The organism is Tamlana sp. 2_MG-2023 (assembly GCF_030548465.1).
Lineage (GTDB): Bacteria > Bacteroidota > Bacteroidia > Flavobacteriales > Flavobacteriaceae > Pseudotamlana.
Map to the genome: position 1 here is coordinate 611,918 of NZ_JAUOSF010000001.1, position 19,645 is coordinate 631,562.

Genomic DNA, 19,645 nt, shown 5'->3' on the forward strand with positions numbered 1-19,645 from the left:
GAATAAGTTATATTTGTTTTTAACAATATTACTATTCTGTATGTGGAAGACAAGGTTGTTAGCGGTTCTAATTTGTATTGTCTACTTTTTGTTTGTGTATTTTCAAATTGAAGGGGAGGATAATATGTTAATGACTCTTACTGAAGTGCTTCTTGTACCTTTGGTTGCTTTAGGTTATTTTGCTTTTGAGAAAAAAAAGACCTTTTACTTTACAGGTTTTATATTGTTATTCGCATTATCAGATTTACTCGATTTATTTGTCGGTTATTTTAATTATGAATTGTATTATTTATTGGGTAATATCATGTATATTATTGCCTATACTTTTCTGTTATTAGAAATTTTTAAATCAACTGACTTTAGCTATCTATTAAAACGTTTTAAGGTTCATCTTATCGTTTTGTTAGTGCTGAATATATATCTTGTTTATGTGCTTCAATCGATTGTGCATCCATTTATTGGTTTTACATATAAATATTATATAGAAATATTATATAATGTGATCATGGTAACGCTATTGTCTATTGGATTGTTAAATTATATTCATAAAGAAAATAATAAGGCTATGTACTTATTTCTTGGATCGGTATTAATTGTGTTTTCAGAAGTGATTTGGTTAGCTAATACATATGTTGTAGAAAAAGATTTTCTTGGTATAATCTCGAAATCATTTGCTTTAGCTGCCTTTTTCTGTTTTTACATGCAAGTACAATATTTAAATGAAGAGGGGAAAGAAACGCGAGTGAAATTAGATAATAACTAAATATCAATCTATTTAGACGTTCAATTATACTGTAATTGAAACGCCATTTGCCGACTTGTTTTTGTTAGTGTCAAAATAAAAATCAATGCGTCCAACATTAATACCATAGCATCCCACTTGATTTACAAGCGTGTTTTTGTCTGCTTTATTTTTAACTATTGTAGGCTTAGATAAAAAGGTGTGGGTATGTCCTCCAATAATTAAATCTATGTTTTCTGTAGCTTTCGCTAATTTTATATCTGAAACTTTACTGCTGTGATCCCCGTAATCGTATCCTAAATGTGATAAACATATAATAAGATCACAACCCTTTTCTTCTTTTAATAGTCTGGTCATGTCTTGTGAAACTTCGATAGGGTCCAAGTATTTTGTTTCCTTAAAATTAGCAGGTGTTACTAAACCGTTTAATTCTATGCCTAAGCCAAATACACCTATGGAAATACCATCTTTTTTGAAAATTTTATAGGGTTTGGTATGCGTGTCCATTATGGTGTTCGAAAAATCGTAATTTGAGGAAATAAAGTCAAATTCGGCATGAGGTAATTGAGCATAAAGCCCTTCGATGCCATTATCATAATCGTGATTTCCAATGGTGGCAGCGTCGTATTTTAACTTACTCATCAGTTTAAATTCCAATTCACCACCATAATAATTAAAGTATGGTGTACCTTGAAAAATATCACCAGCATCTAAGAGTAAGGTATTCGGGTTTTCTTTTCTAATCGACTCAATTAATGTCGCACGTCTAGCTACACCACCTTGGTTTGGATTTCTCGGGTCGTCCGGTGAAAAAGCGTCAATGTGGCTGTGTACATCGTTAGTATGTAAAATGGTGATTTTTTTAGAGTTGTTTATTGTAGAAAACGATTGTAAACCCAAACCGCCTAATGAAATTAAAGCGGTTCCTACTGATGCTTGTTGTATAAAATCTCTGCGTTTCATGGTTTATTTTGTTTGAATGAATCGGTCGTCTCGAATTGGGTTTATCGTGTCGGTTTTCATGAAATAATCGATAAGTGTATTTCTTATTTTATAATCTAAAGTGTAAAGACTGTCATTGGGTTTAAAAAACGTCATACCATCTCCGCCTTGGTATAAATAATCGTTGGTAGCCACATAGTATGTTTTATCGGCAATGATGTTTTGGTCTTTTATTTTGGCTTCTGTTAATACATTATTTTTATCAATAACGATCTTTAGTTTAGAAATGGGGTGGGATTTTTTTGCTTTAATCAAATAATTAACCAAATCATTTACTTGGTTACCTTTAATTGCAGCTATAACAATACTGTTTTCAAAAGGCATCATTTTAAATGCGGTACCTTTGGTAATATTTCCTTTAGGTAAAATGGAACGAATGCCACCATAATTTAGTAGTACCATATCGATATTCTTACCTGTTCTTTTTAAAAAGACGGGGTTGGCTTGCTTATAGGCAATATCGGCCATTAAATTGCCAATTGCAGTGTTTAATTCGCCGTCTGTTTTAGAATAAGTGTCTGTAGCGTACGATATCACGCTGTCTAAATCCTTTTGGATATGATTACGGTATGGTGCAATAAAAGCCTCGAGAGAAGCGTCAATATTTAGAGAATCAGTAACTTGAATCTGGCTTGCTTCAATTTTTGAAAGTTCAACTTTACTGTTTTTACAATTTAGAAAAATGAAAAAATATAACAAATAAATTAAATGTGTAAACCTCATTCTAAAATCTTAAATATTGAACGTACTTTTGCTACCTTTGCGCAAATTATAAAGATAAATGATTTTAAAGGTTTTTAAGGAAAAATCTATAAAAAAGCGCATTAATAAATTGTTATCAGAAAGAGTAGTTCAGTCTGATAACATGGTCGCAAAAACGTTAGGAGTTCTTATAAATGTAGATGAATTTGATGATGTGACGTTGTTTGAAAAATTAGCAAATGAAATTGATATTCAGTCTAATAATTTAAAAATTATTGGTTTTTCAGCCAATAAAAAAGATGAATCTCAGTCGTTTGTTAATTGTTATTATCTAGAAGATTTTAAAAGAAACGGCGATATAAAGAATATAGAATTACAAACTTTTTTAGACACTCAGTTTGATGTATTAATGAGTTATTACACCGAAGATCTATTAGAGTTGAAATTTTTAACAGTGCGCTCTAAGGCAAAATTTAAAATAGGAGTTTTGCAAACAGATGAACGGTTAAACGATTTAATAATTAAAACCAAGTTAAAAGAATTTAGTGTATTTAAAACCGAAGTTTTTAAATACCTAAGGATATTAAATAAAATTAAGTAAAGAATGAATAGTAAGTTTCTAGGAACTGGAGTGGCATTGGTTACCCCGTTTAATGCCGATTTAAGTATAGATCATGATGCGTTAACCAAAATCGTTAATTATAATATTGATAACGGTACAGATTATCTCGTAATTTGTGGAACAACCGCCGAAAGTGCAACTTTAACAAAGGACGAAAAAAAGGACGTTATAGCAACGATATCAAAAGCTAATAATGGTCGTTTACCATTGGTTTTAGGTATTGGTGGAAACAATACTGCTGTCGTTATAGAAGAAATAAAAAATACAGATTTAAGCGCTATAGATGCGATTTTATCTGTAACACCTTATTATAGTAAACCTACTCAAGAAGGGATTTATCAGCATTTCAAAGCGATTTCAGAAGCTTGTCCTATCGATATTATTTTATACAATGTACCAGGAAGAACTTCAAAAAACATCGAAGCAGAAACAACGATAAGGTTAGCAAACGATTTTAAAAATGTTGTTGGTGTTAAGGAGGCTGGAAATAGCATGTCTCAATACTATGACTTAATCAAAAACAAACCGGAAGACTTTTTAATTATTTCTGGAGATGACGATTTAGCTTTAGGCGTTGTTTTAGCAGGAGGAGCAGGAGTTATTTCTGTAATCGGACAAGGTTTTCCAAAGGAGTTTTCTGAAATGATTCGTTTAGGGTTAAAAGGGGAGTCTAAAGAAGCTTTTAAACTTCATTTTAAATTGATTGATGTTATTGGTCTTATCTTTGAAGAGAATAATCCAGCGGGTATAAAAGGTGTTTTTGAAGCTTTAGATTTATGTAGAGATAGCGTTAGGTTGCCACTTGTTCCAGCATCAGATGCTTTAAAAACGAAGATTGCAGCATTTGTAAATAACTATTAGTAGTGTTAAATATAACTTAAACCTTGAATTTGGTGAGGTTAAGCAATTACTTTAGCTTTGAAATTATATTTTTAAAATCCATATTAATCACTTAATTTTGCATTCTGTTTAAAAATTTATGAACAAGCTTTTTTATTTATTAGTAGTATTCACAGTTTTAACAAGTTGTAGCGAATATCACAAGACTTTGAAGGCGGAAGATATTTCCGAAAAATTCAAAATGGGAGAAACGTTATATAATGAGGGCGAGTATAATAAAGCTAACACGCTTTTTGCTCAAATAGTACCGAATTATAGGGGGAAACCTCAAGCCGAAAAATTAATGTATCTGTATGCAAAGTCATATTATTATATAAAGGATTATTATGTTGCAGGTTATCAATTAGAAAAGTTTGCATCAAGTTATCCTAAAAGTGAAAAATTAGAGGAAGCTTCTTTTTTAAGTGCAAAAAGTTATTATTTACTATCACCAGTGTATAGTAAAGATCAAAGTCAAACTACCGAAGCGATTGAAAAGCTTCAGGAGTTTATCAACTTGTTTCCAGAATCTGAGTATGTTTCAGAGGCTAACGCACTAACAAAGGAATTATCTATTAAATTAGAAAAGAAAGCTTTTGAAATAGCTAAGCAGTACAATACAATTTCAGATTTTGAAGCGGCTATGAAGTCGTTTGATAATTTTATATTTGAAAATCCAGGATCTACGTTTCTAGAAGATGCCTATTTTTACAAGTTCGATTCAGCTTATAAATTGGCTATCAATAGTATCGAAAGAAAGAAAAAGACGCGTTTAGAAACTGCGGAAGAATATTATATTGAGTTCAAGAAAGATTATGCCGATTCTAAATATCAGGAAGATGTTGAAGATATGGCAGAAGAATTAAAAGAAGAATTAGAAAATTACAGCTCACAAAGTTAAATACAATTACAAATGGATTTAAAAAAAACCAACGCTCCGGTTAATACAATTACTTACGATAGAAATCAAATAGATGAGCCAACAGAGAACATCTATGAGTCAATTTCTATTATCGCAAGACGTGCAGAGCAAATTAATACAGAGATTAAAAAGGAACTTATTGATAAGTTAGAAGAATTTGCTACTTACAATGATAGTCTTGAAGAAATCTTTGAAAACAAAGAGCAAATTGAGGTGTCTAAATTTTACGAAAAGTTACCTAAACCTCATGCGTTAGCTGTTCAAGAATGGTTAACTGATAAAATTTATTTTAGAAATACTGAGGAAGATTCTCAGGAATAATTTCTTTATATGAGTATATTAAGCGGCAAAAACATACTGTTAGGCATTACGGGTGGTATTGCCGCTTATAAAACAGCCTCACTTGTAAGGTTGTTTGTAAAATCTGGTGCAAACGTGAAGGTGGTTATGACCCCTGCTTCTAAAGAGTTTGTAACACCTTTAACATTATCTACACTTTCTAAAAATCCTGTCTATTCATCTTTTACAAATGAAGATGAAGATACTGCTGTTTGGAATAGTCATGTGGATTTAGGACTTTGGGCTGACTTCTTAGTAGTGGCTCCTGCTACAGCTAATACACTTTCAAAAATGGCCAATGGGGTTTGCGATAATTTATTATTAGCAACCTATTTGTCGGCTAAATGCCCTGTTTATTATGCGCCTGCCATGGATTTGGATATGTATAAACACCCAACTACAGCACAATCCTTTGAGAAATTAAACGACTTTAATAATATTATGATTCCTGCCACTAGCGGTGAGTTAGCCAGTGGTTTAGTTGGAGAAGGTCGCATGGCAGAGCCAGAAGATATTATCAGTTTTATTGAAAATGATATTTTAGGCAAATTACCCTTACGCGGAAAAAAAATACTAATTACCGCCGGCCCAACCTACGAAGCTATCGATCCTGTACGTTTTATAGGAAACCATTCAAGCGGGAAAATGGGCTTTGAAATTGCTAAAGAAGCCGCTAATTTAGGTGCAGAAGTCATTTTAGTTACGGGACCAACCTCTCAAACAGTTTCTCATAGTTTAATAAAAGTTATCCCAGTAGTAAGTGGCCAAGACATGTACAACGCTGTTCATGATCATTTTCAATCGGCAGATGTGGCCATCCTTTCTGCTGCAGTGGCCGATTATAAGCCAAAAGAAGTCGCTGTTGAGAAAATAAAAAAGAACAGTACGTCGTTAACATTAGAGCTGGAGAAAACTAAAGATATTTTAGCATCTATAGGATCTATTAAAAAACAACAGTATTTAGTTGGTTTTGCTTTAGAAACTCAAGATGAGCTTGAAAATGCAAAAGGAAAATTAAAAAGAAAGAATTTAAATTTAATTGTTTTAAATTCGTTAAACGATAAAGGTGCTGGATTTAAAGGCGATACGAATAAAGTAACTTTTATTGATGATGAAAATAAAATTACTGCATTTGAATTGAAATCAAAAGCAGAAGTTGCTTCAGACTTATTAAATAAAATAATATCACATATTTAATGCGTAACCTACTCATTTTAGTATTACTTTTTTTAGGATTTCAAGGTTTTTCACAAGAACTAAACTGCAACGTTGTGGTTAACGCACAGCAAACAGGCAATGAAAACTTTCCTATTTTTAAAACCCTGGAAAAACAAATTACAGAGTTTATAAATAATACAAAGTGGACTAGTAAAATCTACAAACCTCAAGAGCGTATTAATTGTAGTATGGTAATTAACCTGAGCAATTATAGCGGTGAGTCGTTTCAAGGCACCATTCAAGTACAATCGTCACGACCAATTTACGGATCTTCATACAGCACGCCAGTTTATAACTTTAATGATAAAGATTTTAATTTTAATTATTTAGAATTTCAAAATATCATTTACAATCCTACGCAGTTTGAATCCAATTTAATTTCAGTTTTGGCATTCCATGTTTATATGGTTTTAGCTTTGGATGCGGATACGTTTTCAGAAAATGGCGGACAAGAATTTTATAAACAAGCACAAGTGATTACTAATTACTCGCAACAAGGTAATTATAAGGGCTGGAAATTAGAAGATGGTCTACAAAGTAGGTTTGCTTTAATTGATAATATTTTATCGCCAACCTTTAAGGAATTTCGATCTGTTTTGTACGATTATCACAGAAAAGGATTGGATGAAATGCACACGAATGTAAAAGCAGGCAAGGAAGCTATCGCTGCAAGTTTACTAGAATTTAAAGCGATGAATAACCGTCGTCCAAATTCATTTTTATTACGTGTGTTTTTTGATGCGAAATCGGATGAAATTGAAGATATCTTTACTGAGGGACCAAACGTTAATATTTCTGAAGTAAAAGAAACGCTCCAAAAAGTTGCCCCAATGTACACCAGTAAATGGCAAAGTATTAAGTTTTAATTCTTCGGTTTTATCACGTCCATTTCACTATATTTATTTTTTGATTTTTAATACTACTAATAGCCTTGCTTACATCTCTTTCAATAAAAAATTACGCTTTAATCGACGCGATGCAAGTCGATTTTAACAACGGATTCTCAATCATAACCGGTGAAACTGGAGCGGGAAAATCTATTTTGTTAGGTGGTTTATCTCTTATTTTAGGAAAACGTGCCGATTTGAGCAGTCTAAAAGATGCTTCAGAAAAATGTATTATTGAAGCCGTTTTCGATGTGTCTAATTACAAATTAAAAGCCCTTTTTGAGGCTGAAGATTTCGATTATGATGCCAATACAATTATCCGAAGAGAAATTTTACCTTCCGGAAAATCTAGGGCCTTTGTTAATGATTCGCCTGTAAACTTAGCGAGTTTGCAAGTTTTAGGAGAACGTTTAATCGATATTCATTCGCAGCACCAAACCATGCAACTAACGAGTAACGATTTTCAGTTTCAGGTTATTGATGCCTTAGCTAATAATGACGAGGATTTACAAGGGTATAGGTTAGAGTTGAAGGCTTATAAAAAACTTCAAAAGCAATTAGATGAATTATTAGTTTTTAAAGCTGAAGCCATTAAAGAACATGATTATAATTCATTTTTATTAAATGAATTGGTTGAAGCTAAATTGGTTGAAGGCGAGTTAGGAACTTTAGAGGAAGAATACGAAACTTTAAACAATATAGAAGGGGTAAAGGAAAATCTAGCTGAAGCTTATCAATTATTAGAAGATGAGCAAATAGGGGTGATTTCATCGCTAACAGCTTTAAAAAATGTATTTCAAAAATTAGCAGGTTATTCTTCAAAATACAATACTTTATTTGAACGCGCGAATAGCAGTTTAATTGAAATGGATGATTTATTTGGTGAAGTAAACGACTTTCAAGAAGGTTTGGAAGCCGATCCAAATAGACTGGAAGTCGTTGATGCTAAATTGAAAACCCTTCATAGTTTGATGCAAAAACATGTGTCAACAACCGTTTCAGAATTAATTGAAATTAGAGATCAACTCGACGAAAAGGTTTCAGTAACAGAGAATTTAGATGAAACCATTCAGAAAAAAGAAAAAGAAATAGCTACCCAAGAAGCTGTTCTAAATAAAATAGCTAAAAGTATTCATGTTAAACGAACTGATGTCATTCCTGAGTTAAAATCGCAATTAGAAATTATTTTAACGAGCTTAGGGATGCCTAATGCTCAATTTAAAATAGAGGCTAATTTTAGCAAAGAATTTTTTGCAAACGGTAAGGATAAACTGGACTTTTTGTTTTCAGCAAACAAAGGCGGTAGTTTTAATGAATTAAAAAAAGCAGCCTCAGGCGGGGAATTGTCAAGAATTATGCTGGCTATTAAATCAGTTTTAGCGAAGTACATTCAATTGCCAACCATGATGTTTGATGAGATCGATACTGGAGTTTCTGGTGAGATTTCGAATAAAATGGGGGATATCATGCTAGAAATGAGTAAAACGATGCAAGTGTTTTCTATTACACATTTACCTCAAATTGCAGCAAAAGGCCATTCACATTTCAAGGTATATAAAGAGGATGTGGATAACCAAACACAAACGAATTTGATCAAGTTAAACCATGACGAGCGTATTGTAGAAATAGCGCAAATGTTAGGCGGTAAAGAAATGTCGTCATCAGCTATTGCACATGCTAAAGAATTACTCAATTAATTACTATCTTTGTCGCCAAAATAATTTTATAAAAACAAGAAACGAGATATATGTACAACTTATTAAAAGGAAAGAAAGGGATCATTTTTGGAGCATTAGACTCAAATTCAATTGCTTGGAAAACTGCAGAACGCGTTCATGAAGAAGGTGGTGAGTTTGTATTAACCAATGCGCCTGTTGCTATGCGAATGGGGCAAATTAATGAATTAGCTGAAAAAACTGGTTCTCAAATTATTCCTGCAGATGCTACATCTCTTGAAGACCTACAAAATCTTGTAGATAAGTCTATGGAAATTTTAGGTGGTAAAATTGATTTTGTGTTACATTCTATCGGAATGTCTATAAATGTTAGAAAAGGAAATCATTATACCAATCAAAATTACGATTTCACTCAAAAAGGAACAGATGTTTCAGCTATGTCATTCCATAAAGTTATGCAGACACTTTATAAGTCTGATGCTATGAATGAGTGGGGTAGTATCGTTGCTTTAAGCTATATGGCTGCACAACGTGTTTTTCCAGATTATAACGATATGGCTGATAATAAAGCTTATCTAGAAAGTATCGCGCGTAGTTTTGGTTATTTCTTCGGAAAAGAAAAAAACGTTAGAGTAAATACAATTTCTCAATCGCCAACTCCAACAACTGCTGGTAGCGGTGTTAAAGGTTTTGATGGTTTTATTTCTTATGCTGATAAAATGTCGCCACTAGGAAATGCAACAGCTTTAGATTGTGCAAACTATACCGTGTCTCTGTTCAGTGATTTAACAAAACGTGTGACTTTGCAAAACCTTTATAATGATGGAGGATTCAGTAACATGGGTGTTAGTACAGCTGTTATGAGCGCTTTTGTAGAGAATGAAACGAAATAAAAAATATACTTTTTAATGAAAGCCACCTTTATTGGTGGCTTTTTTGTTTTTAAAACTTACTCTGATTGTGCAGCTTTTTTAATTTGAAATAACTTAATCTATTATAATATATAATTGACGCTGCTTTCTTTATTTTTGTAAAATGACTGTGCAATATTCATTTATCATTCCGGTATATAATCGTCCAGATGAGATTCAAGAACTTTTAGAGAGTTTTGAAGCTTTAGAAGGAAATATGCCTTTTGAAGTTGTTATTGTCGAAGACGGCTCAACATTATCTTCAGAGGCCGTTGTGAAAACCTTTCAAAACAAGCTGAATATTGCTTACTATTTTAAGCAAAATTCTGGACCTGGAGATTCTAGAAATTATGGTATGCAAAAGGCGGAAGGGAATTACTTTATTATCCTAGATTCAGATTGTATTTTACCTAAACACTATTTAATTGAAGTTGAAAAAAGCTTGAAAACGGAATATGTGGATTGTTTTGGTGGGCCAGATGCAGCTCATGAGTCCTTTTCAAATCTTCAAAAAGCGATAAATTTCGCTATGACTTCTTTCATAACCACAGGAGGAATAAGAGGAAAAAAAGGAAGTGTTGATAAATTTCAACCCCGAAGTTTCAATATGGGGCTTTCAAAGGCAGCGTTTGAGGCTTCCAAAGGTTTTGGTAAGATTCATCCAGGTGAAGATCCAGATTTGTCCATTCGTTTATGGAATTTAGGATATCAAACGAAACTTATATCTGAAGCTTTCGTGTATCACAAGCGTAGGATTTCATGGAAAAATTTTTATGTGCAAGTGAATAAATTCGGACTTGTACGACCGATTCTGAACGTGTGGCATCCCTCAACAAAAAAACTAACGTATTGGTTTCCTTTAGTTTTTAGTTTAGGTTTAGTGCTTGCTATAGGATTATGGTTTTTTAATATAAAATTCTTCATTGTATCGTATATGTTGTACTTTGTTATGGCGTTTACATTAGCACTTGTAAACTCAAAAAGTTTAATCGTTGCTTTATTGGCTATACCAGCTATTTTAATTCAATTTTTCGGTTACGGTTATGGTTTTATTAAATCTACTTGGGTAGTTTCCGTATTAGGTAAAAACCCAGAATCGTATTTCCCAAAACTATTTTTCAAATAATATGCTTAACAAGTTAAGATCCAAAATACTAAGTTCTATTAAAAACAAAAGAATCAACGTATTTCTTGTGTTTCTGCTGTCGGCGTTTGTTATTTTAATTATATCAAAGCTTTCTAAAAGCTATACAGATACTATTCCGTTTAAAATACAAAAGGTTAATATTCCGCAAGAATATGTGATTTTAGATGATTCTGTAAATATGGACATCACTTTAAAAACTCATGGTTTTAGATGGTTAAAATATTACTTTACAGATCCTAAAGTAACAGTAGATTTTACAAACGATGTGCATAAGGAAAAGGATGTTTTTGTTTATAATAAAACCAAGGCTTTCTTAAAAAACACGCAGTTTGATAAAGAGGTTGAGCTTTTAAATTTAGCTCCTGAAAGGATAACCTTTAGGTATGGTGTGAATTTGGTGAAAAAAGTACCGGTTAGAATAAAAGCTGATGTTAATTATAGTCTGGGTTATAATGCTTCTACAGATTTAGTAGTAGAACCAGACTCTGTGGTGGTGGTTGGAGCCGATATATTAGTGTCGAAAATTAAGTTCTTGGAAACTGAAGCAAAACAAATTAATGGGGTTAGAGCAAACTTGGATGAGCCGTTACTATTAAAGCTTCCTGAAAATAAATCAGATTTAGATTTTTCAACTACAACCGTTCGATTAAAAGCTACGGTAGAAAAATTCACTGAGGGTACCCTAAAAATTCCTGTGCGTATTATAAATGCGCCTAAAAAGAGTGTTATTAAATTTTTTCCAAAAGAAGTTAGTGTTTCATACTATGTGAGTTTATCTGATTTTGAACAGATCTCAAAAAAGGACTTTGAAGTGATTTGCGATTTTAGCGATACTAGTGAAGATCAGACTTTTTTAATTCCAGAATTGGTAAAGGCACCAGAGCTTGCCAAGTATTCTAAAATTAATCAGCAACGTGTAGAATTTATTATTTCAAAATGACCATAGTTGGACTTACAGGAGGTATAGGTAGCGGCAAAACGACAGTTGCTAAAATGTTTAATGAAGTGGGCATCCCTGTCTACATTGCTGATGTTGAGGCTAAAAAACTTATGAATGCATCTTCTGTTGTAAAACAAGAATTAATTGAGTTGTTTGGAGAAAATGCGTATCTTAAGGAGGGTTTAAATAAACCATTCATTGCAAATATTATTTTCAATGATAAATCGTATTTACAGAAAATGAACGCTATTGTACATCCTAGGGTTGCCGAACATTTTGAGGCATGGGTCTTAGAACAACGTTCAGCCTATGTGATAAAAGAAGTGGCGATTTTATTTGAAAACGGTGGAGATAAGGCTTGTGATTATGTGATTAGTGTAACTGCTCCTAAAAGCATAAGAATGGAACGGGTATTAAAACGTGATGGAACTACGAAAGAAAAAATTGAAGCCATTATGAATAATCAATGGACTGATGCAAAGAAAGTGACACTTTCAGATTTTGTGGTTTTTAACACTGTTTTAGAGGAAACTAAAAGACAAGTCCTAAATATTCATGAAGAAATTTTAAGAAATCTTAAATTTTAACATTTTTGTTAATGTAAGGTTAAATGATAAGATTTTTAATGTTAAAATGTTAATTTTGGGCAATGAGTAAACGGATTTTTATCTTACTAATTATACTAATGAGCTTGTCCTTAATAGGTATAATTTCGATTCAAGCTTATTATATTAATGATTCTGTGAATAATGAAAGGAATCGTTTTAAGTCTAATGTGGTTACCGTTTTAAATAACGTTTCAAACACGATAGAAGAAAACGAATTTGAAAAGTATTTTACAGAATATTTAAGTTTAGATAAAGAAAAGAAAGTGGATGCAGATGCTGTCTCTCAACTGTTAATTTACAGGAAAAACAACAGCACAAAAGAAACACTTATTTATAAAAGTAATGTATTGCAAGAAGATTTTAAACTGTCTTCATCGCTCTTTGATATTGGCTTAGACAGCCTAGATATTACCAATATTATTGGAAATTCAAGTACCGAAATTTATAGTAATATGGAATCGGCAGACCGAGATTTAAAGAGTCCGATTTCAAAAATTATAAGGAGTGGTACTATAGATGAAGCTCAAAAATTAAGTTTTGAGAAGAACTTTAAGGAGGTTTTAAAAAGAAAACCAGTTCATAAGCGGGTTTCAGAAGAGGAGATTAAAGCGCTCTTATCCGAAAAACTTCAAAAATATGGTATAGGAATTGATTTTGAATTTGCAATTTACGGTAACGATCTAGCAACAAAAGTACATAGTGATAATTTTGAATATCACAAAGATTCTACTTTTGGCGTGCCTATTTTTTATGATGAAAATAATCGTAGTCTATATAGATTACTTGTAAATTTTCCTGATGATAGAAAATTTATTTTATCAGGCGTTATTGGGATGATTCTATTATCCATCATGTTTACGCTAATTATTATTCTAGCTTCAGGTTTAGCGCTTTATCAATTGGTAAAACAACGTAAAATTTCAGAAATTAAAACCGATTTCATCAATAATATGACGCATGAGTTTAAAACCCCAATTGCGACTATAAATTTAGCGTTAGATGCGATAAAGAATCCAAAGGTTATTGATGATCAAGAAAAGGTAGTTAGATATCTTTCTATGATAAAGGAAGAAAACAAGCGCATGCATGCTCAAGTTGAAAATGTATTAAGGATTTCTAAATTAGAAAAAAATGAACTTAATATAAATAAAGATAGAGTTGATTTACACGAGCTAGTTGAAGATGCGATTACGCACGTAGAGTTAATTGTTGAAGATAGACAAGGTTATATAAAAACGTTTTTAAATGCTGAAAAAACATCGGTTTTAGCCAATGAAACACATTTTACAAACGTCATAGTTAATATGCTGGACAATGCGATTAAGTATTCTCCAGAAGCACCAAAAATAGAAGTGTATACAGAAAATGTAGGCACTAATGTATTATTAAAAGTAAAAGATCACGGTAGCGGAATGAGTAAAACAGCCGCAAAAAAAGTGTTTGAAAAATTTTATAGAGAACACACCGGAAATATTCATAACGTAAAAGGCCATGGTTTAGGTTTGGCTTATGTTAAAAGAATTGTAGAAGACCATCAAGGTCATGTATCAGTAGAAAGTGAAAAAGACAAAGGGAGCACATTTACCATAAAGCTTCCGTTAATATCGTAATATCATGGAAGAGCAAAAAAAGAGAATACTATTAGTTGAAGACGATCCAAATTTTGGAACCGTTCTTAAAGATTATTTAATGATGAATGATTACGAAGTTACTCATGCCAAAAACGGTATGGAAGGTTTCGAAAAATTCAAAAAAGATGATTTTGATCTATGTATTCTGGATGTTATGATGCCTTATAAGGATGGCTTTACATTGGCCAAAGAGATAAGAGAAAAGAACACCGATGTGCCTATTATTTTCTTAACCGCTAAAACGATGAAAGAAGACGTTTTAAAAGGTTATAAAGTAGGAGCAGACGATTATCTTAACAAACCTTTTGATAGTGAAGTGTTGCTAATGAAAATTAAGGCCATTATTCAACGTAAGGCAACTGAGACGATTTCGGATAGTAAGCAATTTGAGTTTAAAATTGGTGATTTTGATCTAAATTCGAAACTACGTTTTTTAAAGTTTAAAGGCGGTGATCCAGTAAAATTATCACCTAAAGAAAACGAATTATTACGTTTATTAGCCTTACATGAAAATGATTTAATGCCTCGTGAGTTGGCCTTAACTAAAATCTGGCGCGACGATAATTATTTTACTTCACGTAGTATGGATGTATACATTGCTAAGCTACGTAAGTATTTAAAATTAGATGAAAAAGTAGAAATACTTAATATCCACGGTGAAGGTTTTAGATTGGTGGTAAATAGCTAAAAATATAATCTTACTGATTATCCTTAATGTGACATAATTGTTATCGTCAACCTGAACTTGTTTCAGGTTCTCATCACAATATATTAATTATCAGCTTTGTTAGATTCCTAAATAAATTCGGAATGACGTAAATGCAATATTTAGATTACAAAACGGATATACAAATAATCTTATTATTATTCTATAAAAAAATCCAGCTTTATGCTGGATTTTTTGTTGCGTGACATAACTTACTGTAGGTTTTGAAATCTTTTAGTGCGAGAGACAAGAATCAAATGGTTATGAGCATGATACTGAAAAAGTATGTACTTATGATAAACTTGGGCTTCAATCTAGATAATAGCATGTATTGGGAGTGTTTAATATTTTGATGTTTTCAATTAAATCTATTTAGGGATAAGACAAATGTACTGTATACTATTTGGTTATTTTAACCGATTTCACCACTTCATTATTTAATAAGATTTTGAGTTCATAGTTACCTTTTTTTAAATGGTCAATGCTCATGAATATCACGACCTCCTTTTCAGCTTCGTTGGCTTTGTTATCCATAGTCATTTACGAATTTCTTAATTGTAAAATTATAAGGAATTCAAATTAAGGGATGCTAGATATGTTCCAATCGATAGAAGATATGTTACAAAAGGAAGAAATTATTCATGTGTTTTTATTTGGAGGTAAATTCGGTTGGAGTACACTTATAAAGCGCTTTGAAGCATTTTATAAAGTAAGAAGGGGTATTAAAACCTACTTGGTAACCAATTTCTGCAACAGTGGCATCAGATTTTACAAGTAATTCTTTGGCCAATTTTAAACGCTGTAAACGGATAAATTCACTTGTTGTACAATTTGATATGGCTTTCAGTTTTCTATGAAGTTGCGTGCGGCTCATAATCATGTATTCAGCAAAAAGTTCGCTATTAAATTTAGGATCTGTAATATGTGCATCAATAATCGATTGGAGTCGTTTTAAAAAAACAGCCTCTGTTGAAGTAATGGCCAACTTAGGGTTAAGGTTTAGTGTGTTATTAAATTGTTCATGGATTTTTTTTCTGTTTTTAATTAAATTTTCAACAATGATTTTGAGCTTATCAGAATTGAAAGGTTTTGTAACATAAGCATCAGCTCCAGTTTTTAAACCTTCAATTTCATTGTGATCTCCCGCTTTAGCTGTTAGTAAAATCACAGGGATATGACTCGTTATACTATTGGTTTTAATGGAGTCACATAGCTTTATTCCATTGCTTATGGGCATCATGACATCACTGATAACCACATCTGGAATAATTTGGAGCGCTTTCTTAAGACCTTCTTCACCGTTACAAGCTTGAGAAATTTGATAATTATCATTAAATATAGATTCTATGAAAGCAAGAATATCTTCTTCATCTTCAACAATAAGTAATTGTGGTTTATCTTTTAATGGTTTGGGGCTATTTTCATTTTGAAGCATTAAAGCTTTTGGTTTTTCTGAAATCGTACAATTTATAATTTCATCTTGATTAAAAGCATTTTTTGTAATTGGAAGTGAAACTGTAAATTGAATATGACTATTCCCTAGATTATTAGCGACAATTGTACCTTTTGATAAGGCCACAAGATCGCGTACTAATGCTAAACCTACACCAACACCATCGGACATTTCATTGTCTTGATAAAATCGTTGAAAAAGCTTGCTTAAATCTTTTCCTTCAACATGAGTACTTGTATTTATAATAGATAATACCAAAAAATCTTCTTGTCTATGAGCTTCAAAAATAATGTCGTTTTTACCTGTGGTGTATTTAATAGCATTAGAGAATAAGTTAGCACATATTTTTTCGATAATATCACGGTCAAACCATACGTTGTTTAAATTTTCAATTTTAGCGCTTATATTTAAATCCTTCTTATTTGCACTGTACTGAAAAGCATTCATAATCTGTTTTAGCAAAAGGCTTAAGTTACCTTCTGAGACCTTAAGTTTCATTTGACTAGAATCAATCACGGAAAGGTTAAGCATTTGGTCTACAAGGTTTAATAGCCTATTGGCATTTTGTTTAACTAAAGTGAGTTCTTTTTTATCCTTGCTAGACAAGTTTTCTTTGCTAAGTTGGTTATCTACTGGACCTAAAATTAAGGTTAAGGGCGTGCGTATTTCATGAGATATATTGGTGTAGAGTTGTGTTTTATATTCATCCAATTTTTTCAAACGATTGGTCTCGGCGTTTTCAAGACTCAATTGCATTCTCATATGCCAACGTAGCTTGGCGTAATAGTAAACAATGTAGCAAAGTAGAATAAATAATAAATTATATAAGAGTATAGCGAAGCTATCTAAATACCAAGGCTTTTTTATTTCAAAAGTATATCGAGCAGGTTCGTCATTCCAAACACCATCATAATTGCTAGAAATAACTTGAAAAGTGTATGTATTAGGGGGTAAGTTGGTGTAGTGCGCTAAGTTGTTATGCTTCGAATTAATCCAATCTTCATCGTGATTATCTAGCTTATATTTAAAAGCGCTTTTTTCTGGTAGTGAGAAATGAAGGCTTGAAAAAGCAAATGTAATTGTATTTTCATTATGTTTTAATTGATCATTTTCTATCATTTCTCGGTTTTCAGAAAAGACTTCAAATGAAGAAATAATGGTTTTGGGCTTTACTGAATTGTAAGTAATTTGATCTGGCTTAAACCAATTAATACCTTCTAAACCTCCAAAAAACAAGGTGCCATCTTCAGCTTTACAATAAGCGCCAGTATTAAACTCCGTACCTTGTAACCCATCATCGGTACTGAAATTTTCAAATGCATTGCTGTTTTTTGAAGGAGAAAATTTACTAATACCATTATTTGTACTTAACCATAAATTTTGGTTGGCATCTGGTAAAACACCATAAATAACTTGATTAGGTAAACCATCGCTTTGAGTATAAATAATAGTGTCATTACTTACCGTGTTATATTTTATAAGACCAGCACCATTAGTACCTACCCAAAGTATATCATCTTGAATTAATAATGACTTTATTTTGTAATCAAGTTTTTCAATCTTTTCAGTGTGATTTGTTTTAACGTTTAATCTATAAACTCCGGCGTTATCTGCACCTAACCACAGGATACTATCATTTTGCTTCGTTAAGGCGCGTATGTTATTTGTAGGTAAACTGGAATTACTTTGATTAAATGTTTTAATGATACCTTTATTCGTATCAAACAGTAAAAGGCCATGTTGTTCTGTGCTAAGCCAGCGTTTATCGCGGGTTTCTGCTATAATATTCCAAATCGTAAGGTTTGATAGAGCGGGGTAGTCGATAAATTTCCCTGAGGAGCTTAGCGTGTTAAGACCTTTTACTTGATGGCCAACCCAAAGTTCACCGTCAAAATAATTGAGGCTAATAATCCTGCTAGTTGAAAGTGATGAGTTCTTGGTGGTAAAAGTTTGGTATGTTTTCTGTTTCAAGTTGAAACGTGTAAGTCCTCTGCCATATGTTCCTATCCAAATGTTATTTTTAGAATCCGTACAAAGGGACCTTACCATGTCAACACTTGTATTTTGAGGTACTTGATTATTAGTTAAAATGTTAAACTTGATAAGATGTTCATCATAATAATTGGCCCCAGTGCCATCTGAACCACACCAAACAACCCCTGTATTGTCCTCAAACAAACATAATATGTCGTTATACTGAATGGCAAATGGATTACTCTTATTTGCCTTAAAATTTTTAACCTCTTGCTCTTCTTTATTAATTAGAAAGACGCCATCACCATAAGTAGCTAACCATAAAAGGTTTTTATTGTCAACTAGTAGGTCTTCAATATTTATGTCAATAGGTAGCTTACTATGCTGAAATTGTTGAAATTCATTTGAATTTGGTGTTTTATAAAACAATCCATCACCATAGGAACCTAGCCAGATAGTACCATCTTTAGACTCTTCTAAGGTACTGTAATGCGGTGTGCTACTATTGTTTATGGCTACTTTTATTAACTCCGAATTGTTTGAATAGCTAAAAACACCTCCTGAAGTGGCCATATATAAACTTGATTCTGTTTCCAAAAAATTGTAAACAGTCTGTTTTTGAATTTGTGTTTCAGGTATTTGAGAGGCTTGTTTTGTATGTAAGTCTAACTTTAGTAAACCCTGGTTATACGTACCAAGGTATATATTGAGCTTTTGGTCTTGATAAATGGAGCAGATTTTATATGCTAATTTAATAGGAGTAAAGGTATCTGTATCTTGGTTATAAAGCTCTAACTGTCCGCCATGTGTTATAATCCAAAGTCTATTTTGCTTGTCTATATAAATCTCACCTAATTTGCTAAATGTAGATCTTGTGATGTTTTCAAACTGCTTTTTATAGTGCGTAAACTTTCTGCCGTCATATTTGTTTAACCCGTCTTGAGTAGCCATCCATAGATAACCGATACTATCTTGAGTGATACTTATAACACAATTTTGAGATAAACCGTCTTCAATGGTGAGTGCCTTGAACGCAAATTGCTTTTGAAGTGAATTTTGATCAACCTTTTTTTGACATAAACCATCAACAGCACACAGCATAACACATACTGCGATGTAGTAAGAGATTTTAGTTTTAGGGATTACTAATTTCAATAGTATTAAAATTTACATAGGCATAGCTTTGATATAAAGTGTTTTGGGGTTATTCGTAGATTGAAATTAATAAATTATTATGACTTAATTGATTTATTTTAAACCTGATATTTTATTATCTTCAAAATCTA

At 32.2% G+C, this 19,645-nt stretch carries 18 protein-coding genes; 14 read left to right on the plus strand and 4 right to left on the minus strand.

Annotated features, from left to right (window positions below; translation table 11 throughout):
- The first annotated feature begins 94 nt into the window (after positions 1–94).
- Positions 95–763, plus strand: coding sequence for a hypothetical protein (locus tag Q4566_RS02700; protein WP_303417986.1), 669 nt, complete (start codon positions 95–97; stop codon positions 761–763).
- Positions 764–787: 24 nt separating this feature from the next.
- On the opposite strand, the gene Q4566_RS02705 is transcribed toward Q4566_RS02700, so the two are convergent.
- Together Q4566_RS02705 and Q4566_RS02710 are read right to left on the minus strand one after the other, a co-directional pair.
- On the minus strand, positions 788–1,705 hold the full coding sequence (locus Q4566_RS02705) for a bifunctional UDP-sugar hydrolase/5'-nucleotidase (protein WP_303417988.1): 918 nt from the start codon (positions 1,703–1,705) through the stop codon (positions 788–790).
- Between the two features lie 3 nt (positions 1,706–1,708).
- The gene (locus Q4566_RS02710; RefSeq protein WP_303417990.1) at positions 1,709–2,467 is read right to left on the minus strand and encodes a 5'-nucleotidase C-terminal domain-containing protein; all 759 of its coding nucleotides are present in this window, start codon (positions 2,465–2,467) and stop codon (positions 1,709–1,711) included.
- A 58-nt stretch (positions 2,468–2,525) separates the two neighbouring features.
- On the opposite strand from Q4566_RS02710, the gene Q4566_RS02715 reads away from it, so the two are divergent.
- The 13 genes from Q4566_RS02715 to Q4566_RS02775 all read left to right on the plus strand — a co-directional run bounded on the left by Q4566_RS02715 (position 2,526) and on the right by Q4566_RS02775 (position 14,914).
- Positions 2,526–3,047 (plus strand): DUF6913 domain-containing protein, encoded by a 522-nt coding sequence (locus Q4566_RS02715; RefSeq protein ID WP_303417992.1) that lies wholly within the window; start codon positions 2,526–2,528, stop codon positions 3,045–3,047.
- Between the two features lie 3 nt (positions 3,048–3,050).
- The gene (gene dapA / locus Q4566_RS02720) at positions 3,051–3,929 is read left to right on the plus strand and encodes a 4-hydroxy-tetrahydrodipicolinate synthase (protein WP_303417994.1); all 879 of its coding nucleotides are present in this window, start codon (positions 3,051–3,053) and stop codon (positions 3,927–3,929) included.
- Between the two features lie 118 nt (positions 3,930–4,047).
- A complete protein-coding gene (locus tag Q4566_RS02725; RefSeq protein WP_303417996.1) occupies positions 4,048–4,848 on the plus strand; it encodes an outer membrane protein assembly factor BamD in 801 nt (266 codons plus the stop codon).
- A gap of 12 nt (positions 4,849–4,860) precedes the next feature.
- Complete coding sequence (locus tag Q4566_RS02730) at positions 4,861–5,190, plus strand: DNA-directed RNA polymerase subunit omega (RefSeq protein WP_150940403.1); 330 nt, start codon at positions 4,861–4,863, stop codon at positions 5,188–5,190.
- Between the two features lie 9 nt (positions 5,191–5,199).
- Positions 5,200–6,405, plus strand: a complete 1,206-nt coding sequence (gene coaBC / locus Q4566_RS02735) for a bifunctional phosphopantothenoylcysteine decarboxylase/phosphopantothenate--cysteine ligase CoaBC (RefSeq protein ID WP_303418001.1) — start codon at positions 5,200–5,202, stop codon at positions 6,403–6,405.
- A complete protein-coding gene (locus Q4566_RS02740) occupies positions 6,405–7,292 on the plus strand; it encodes a DUF4835 family protein (RefSeq protein WP_303418003.1) in 888 nt (295 codons plus the stop codon). The genes coaBC and Q4566_RS02740 overlap by 1 nt, the downstream gene beginning before the upstream one ends.
- Positions 7,293–7,357: 65 nt before the next feature.
- The gene (gene recN, locus Q4566_RS02745) at positions 7,358–9,010 is read left to right on the plus strand and encodes a DNA repair protein RecN (protein ID WP_303418005.1); all 1,653 of its coding nucleotides are present in this window, start codon (positions 7,358–7,360) and stop codon (positions 9,008–9,010) included.
- Between the two features lie 50 nt (positions 9,011–9,060).
- Positions 9,061–9,882, plus strand: a complete 822-nt coding sequence (locus Q4566_RS02750; RefSeq protein ID WP_303418007.1) for an enoyl-ACP reductase — start codon at positions 9,061–9,063, stop codon at positions 9,880–9,882.
- Between the two features lie 142 nt (positions 9,883–10,024).
- The gene (locus tag Q4566_RS02755) at positions 10,025–11,026 is read left to right on the plus strand and encodes a glycosyltransferase family 2 protein (protein ID WP_303418009.1); all 1,002 of its coding nucleotides are present in this window, start codon (positions 10,025–10,027) and stop codon (positions 11,024–11,026) included.
- Position 11,027: 1 nt separating this feature from the next.
- Entirely contained in the window at positions 11,028–11,987 is a 960-nt protein-coding gene (locus Q4566_RS02760; protein ID WP_303418011.1) for a YbbR-like domain-containing protein, read from the plus strand.
- On the plus strand, positions 11,984–12,574 hold the full coding sequence (coaE, locus tag Q4566_RS02765; RefSeq protein ID WP_303418013.1) for a dephospho-CoA kinase: 591 nt from the start codon (positions 11,984–11,986) through the stop codon (positions 12,572–12,574). The genes Q4566_RS02760 and coaE overlap by 4 nt, the downstream gene beginning before the upstream one ends.
- 62 nt (positions 12,575–12,636) lie before the next feature.
- Positions 12,637–14,205 (plus strand): sensor histidine kinase KdpD, encoded by a 1,569-nt coding sequence (locus tag Q4566_RS02770; protein ID WP_303418015.1) that lies wholly within the window; start codon positions 12,637–12,639, stop codon positions 14,203–14,205.
- 4 nt (positions 14,206–14,209) lie between these two features.
- Positions 14,210–14,914: a response regulator transcription factor gene (locus Q4566_RS02775; RefSeq protein ID WP_303418018.1), complete on the plus strand. Its 705-nt coding sequence runs from the start codon at positions 14,210–14,212 to the stop codon at positions 14,912–14,914.
- Positions 14,915–15,331: 417 nt separating this feature from the next.
- On the opposite strand, the gene Q4566_RS02780 is transcribed toward Q4566_RS02775, so the two are convergent.
- On the minus strand, positions 15,332–15,466 hold the full coding sequence (locus Q4566_RS02780; protein ID WP_303418021.1) for a hypothetical protein: 135 nt from the start codon (positions 15,464–15,466) through the stop codon (positions 15,332–15,334).
- Positions 15,467–15,581: 115 nt separating this feature from the next.
- On the minus strand, positions 15,582–19,514 hold the full coding sequence (locus Q4566_RS02785) for a hybrid sensor histidine kinase/response regulator transcription factor (RefSeq protein WP_303418022.1): 3,933 nt from the start codon (positions 19,512–19,514) through the stop codon (positions 15,582–15,584).
- Positions 19,515–19,645: the final 131 nt, after the last annotated feature.